At 64.2% G+C, this 3,466-nt stretch carries 5 protein-coding genes; all 5 read right to left on the bottom strand.

Annotated elements, in window-relative coordinates:
• On the bottom strand, positions 1–1,307 hold a 1,307-nt coding region (locus EN879_RS28570; protein ID WP_245493878.1), incomplete at its 3' end, for a sulfatase-like hydrolase/transferase.
• A 174-nt stretch (positions 1,308–1,481) separates the two neighbouring features.
• Positions 1,482–1,769, bottom strand: coding sequence for a hypothetical protein (locus EN879_RS28565; protein ID WP_013527963.1), 288 nt, complete (start codon positions 1,767–1,769; stop codon positions 1,482–1,484).
• 111 nt (positions 1,770–1,880) lie between these two features.
• Positions 1,881–2,336, bottom strand: a complete 456-nt coding sequence (locus EN879_RS28560; RefSeq protein WP_063169958.1) for a periplasmic heavy metal sensor — start codon at positions 2,334–2,336, stop codon at positions 1,881–1,883.
• Positions 2,333–2,755, bottom strand: coding sequence for a hypothetical protein (locus EN879_RS28555; protein WP_245458408.1), 423 nt, complete (start codon positions 2,753–2,755; stop codon positions 2,333–2,335). Before EN879_RS28555 ends, EN879_RS28560 begins: the two co-directional genes overlap by 4 nt.
• Before the next feature lie 116 nt (positions 2,756–2,871).
• Positions 2,872–3,414: an RNA polymerase sigma factor gene (locus tag EN879_RS28550; protein WP_024503412.1), complete on the bottom strand. Its 543-nt coding sequence runs from the start codon at positions 3,412–3,414 to the stop codon at positions 2,872–2,874.
• Positions 3,415–3,466 lie beyond the last annotated feature (52 nt).

Below are 3,466 nucleotides of genomic sequence, written 5' to 3'. Positions count from 1 at the left end.
GCTTGCCTCTTGTCGAGGAAATCCTGGAAATCGCCGCGCGCTACCGCCATCCGGCGCAGATACTCATTGGCTTGGAAATCGCCCGAGAAAGGCTCGCCCTCGACCTTCAGCCCGGGCTCCATCCGCCCCTCATAGGGTGAGTGCGGAAACATGGTCTGGATTTCGAGGAACAGCGGCCGGCCGTCTTCCCTATGGTGCCTGGCGATGAATGCCTCGGCCGCCTGGTAATAAAAGTTGTCGCGCAGGTGATAGAAGGGCGCGGCGATGTCCTTGATGTCGAGCACGGTCTCGAAACCGATCGATTTCAGGAACGGCCCTTCATTGACGAACGAAAAGTCCATCGGCGTCATCACGACAGTCCGATATCCGCAGCGCGCCAGCACCTCCGGCAAGGCTCCGGCGACCTTGTCCTGCAGGGTGATGGTCAGATAGGGGCTTCGCCAGCCGAAATCGGTGGCCGACAGGCCGGTCATCAGCGACAGATTGGTGATCCAGGTGCCGCCGCCAAACGTCTCGACCTGCATCTGGTGCGGCGTGCCGGCCCCCGGTGCGAATCTCTGCAGGAATCCCGCGCCGTTGCCGACCTGCGGAAAATAGCCGGGATCGGACTGGCTTTCGCTGAGCACGAAAAAGACGTCGGGAAGATCAGCCCGGTCGCCGCAATCGACCGTGTCGGCAAAAGGCGGCTGCGGCGCCACGGCTTGCAGCCGCTTTTCGAAGCCCGATTCTACAACGAGGTTGTGCAAATCCAGCAGCGAGACGAAGAAGGCCGACATGTGCCGGCCCTGCATGTAGTAGAAATAGCGGTCCTTCGAGGCCTCGGCCGGAAAGGTCAGCGGCACCAGAACGACGAGCGCCGCCATGACCAGGACGCGTGCCGACACCGGCCAGCCGATTTTCCGATCGATCCGGAACAGAAGCACCGCCGCCCCGATGCCGAGCCCTAGGGCAATGACGACCGGCGCGATCAGATGGAGGTAGGAGCCGAGCAGGAAACGATACACTTCCGGGTCCCTCGACACGAAGACCGTGTCGTAGAAGTGCAGCGAAAATCCTTTCAGCCGGAACTTGATCGCCGAAACCACGGTGACGAAGGCAATGCCCATCCAGGCGAGGTAGACGGAAAAGGCAAGGCGCCCCGAAGCCAGGAACAGAAGTCCGGCAAGGGCAGCCACCAGCGCCAGCGAGAACGGCACCGACAGCCATTCGTGCTCGGCCCGTCCGGCGGCGAAGACGCCTGCAAGGCTGACCACGGCCAGCGTCAGCGGATGGCAGAGCACCCGTCCAAGACCTTGAAGCTGAACCACAGATTTTCCCACGAAGATGCCTGAGCACAGTTTCGGGAAATTCTTCGATTATTTGCGGGCTAAGAACAAATGTATAGTGGATTTAACCTTAACTCGGCTGGTCGGGATTGTCCGGTGCGCGCCAGCGCTCGCGCGGGGCCGCCCCGAAAGGTGCCTGGCCCCGCGGTGCTTTGATCAGTAATGGTGCCAGTGGCGCCAGTGATGATGCGGATGCCAGACGTAGGCCGGACCGTGCCAGTAGTGGTAGCGCGGGCGCACGACGACGACGCCGTTCGGCACGCAGCGGCCCCATCTGTTGGGGTGCCAGCCGATGCCGCAGCCCCAGCGGACATGCTCGACCAGTGCCGGGGTGGCTGGCTTCGCAACGGACACGATGGGCATTGCGCTGGAGGCGGAGGCTGTCGCGACAGTTCCACCGATGGCCAGGATAGCGGTTGCTGCATAGTTTTTCAGGCGACTCATAATTGGACTCCGAGTGCTTTCGACGATGAAGATGGCCGTCCTGTATGGTGCACAGGGCAGGCTTGTCCCTTCGCATCGTTAAACGGCGTCTCCGGTCTTTTCCGTCGGTCGTCATGGCGATTTTTTTGGCGTAACGGTGGCGCGGCGTTCCATATGGCGCAGCAACGCCTGTGCCAGCACGCTCCGGTTTTCAGGCGATGTGCTCGCCGCGAAGTCGACAATGGCCTGTTCAAGCCGGCTGCGCACCGTCACATCGGCATCGCGTGCCCGTTCCAGGGCGGCGGACAAGGCGGCCTTGTCCATGACAGGCTGCTGCAACAGGTCCGCTGCCTCCTGCCTCGCCTGCTGGCCATCGAGAATGATCTGACGGGACTGCACGCGAACCTGGCGCAGCGCCTCGCGGAACGCCTTGCGATCCTGGTCGGGAAGGTGTCGGCCGGCCGATTCCAGCGAGAAGCCCGATTTGGCATTTCTCAGCCAGACCGCGCCACCGACAAATGCGCTGGCCAGAAAGACGTTCAGCACCACGGAAGCAATGACCAGACCACGGACCCAGCGCGTACTCATAGGCTTTCCTCACCGTTCTCGGCATCCGGGCCGGCATCGCCAAACGCCGTCACATTGGCATCCAGCACAGTGTGGTCCGGCTGGACCTCGGGCGTGATGACGGTCACCAAAGCCAGTCCTGCCACGGCGCCGGCCAGGCCAATGCCTGCGAGTCCCAGCCCCAGCCACCAGAACCGCTGCCGCCGGCGTTGGACAAGGTGCCGGCCGGCGACCTGCAGGATACTGCCGTGCAGCGCTTTACCGGGGGCGTCGACGCGGTAGCTGTCGAGCAGCGCGTCAAGTGTCCCGGCCTGCCTCAAGATGGCCTCGCCCGCGTCGCTTGCGGCAAAGACCGTGCCGGCCATTCGCTCGGCCTCGGGCCATCGCCGCAAGTCGCCGCCATAGGCCTGCGCCAAGGCGGCAAAGCGCCTGGCATCCATTGCGGGTTCGTTCCTGGACCCTTCAGCCATGTGTCTCCCCCTTGCCCGTCGGCGCCGAGCGCCAGGCGGCACCAGCAAGGCGCAATGGCCGTGCTGCGTTGCTGCTTGCCCGGCGTTTACTCATCGGCGCCATCCTCCGCCAGGATCGCTTGCAGCGACCGCCGGCCGCGCGCGAGCAGGCTTTCCAGGGCATCGACGCTGATCTGCAGTGTCGCTGCCGCCTCGATATTGGACATCCCCTGATAGTAGACCAGAACGATCGCTTCGCGCTGGCGCGGCGCTATGGCTTGCAGCGCCCGTTCGACCCGATGGGCTTCTTCCTCGGAATGAGCATCGGGAAGCGGCGCAGGATCGGCGACGTCCGGCAGGTCGCCGGTCACCCACTCGCGCCTGCGACGCAGCCGGTCGTAGCAAAGGTTGAGCGTCACCCGGTGGATCCAGCTGTCGAAGCGCGCATTGCCGCGCCGCCAGCTCGCGGCATGGCGCCAGATCCGCACGAAGGTTTCCTGCGCGACATCCTCGGCCTCCGCCGCATCGCCGAGCATGCGCACGGCAAGCGCCAGGATACGCGGCAGCTTGCGCGCGACGAGCGTTTGCACGGCTGCCGGCTCGCCGGCGCCGACACGGCGAACCAGCTCCTCGTCCGGATCCGCAGCCATCAGTCGGCGCACTCCCGATGTTCATCGCGCGTCATTGCCTCTTGGTCATTGC

This window comes from Mesorhizobium sp. M7A.F.Ca.AU.002.02.1.1 (genome assembly GCF_003998535.1).
Classification (GTDB): Bacteria; Pseudomonadota; Alphaproteobacteria; order Rhizobiales; family Rhizobiaceae; genus Mesorhizobium; species Mesorhizobium ciceri.
This window is presented reverse-complemented; position numbering and strand designations above follow the sequence as displayed.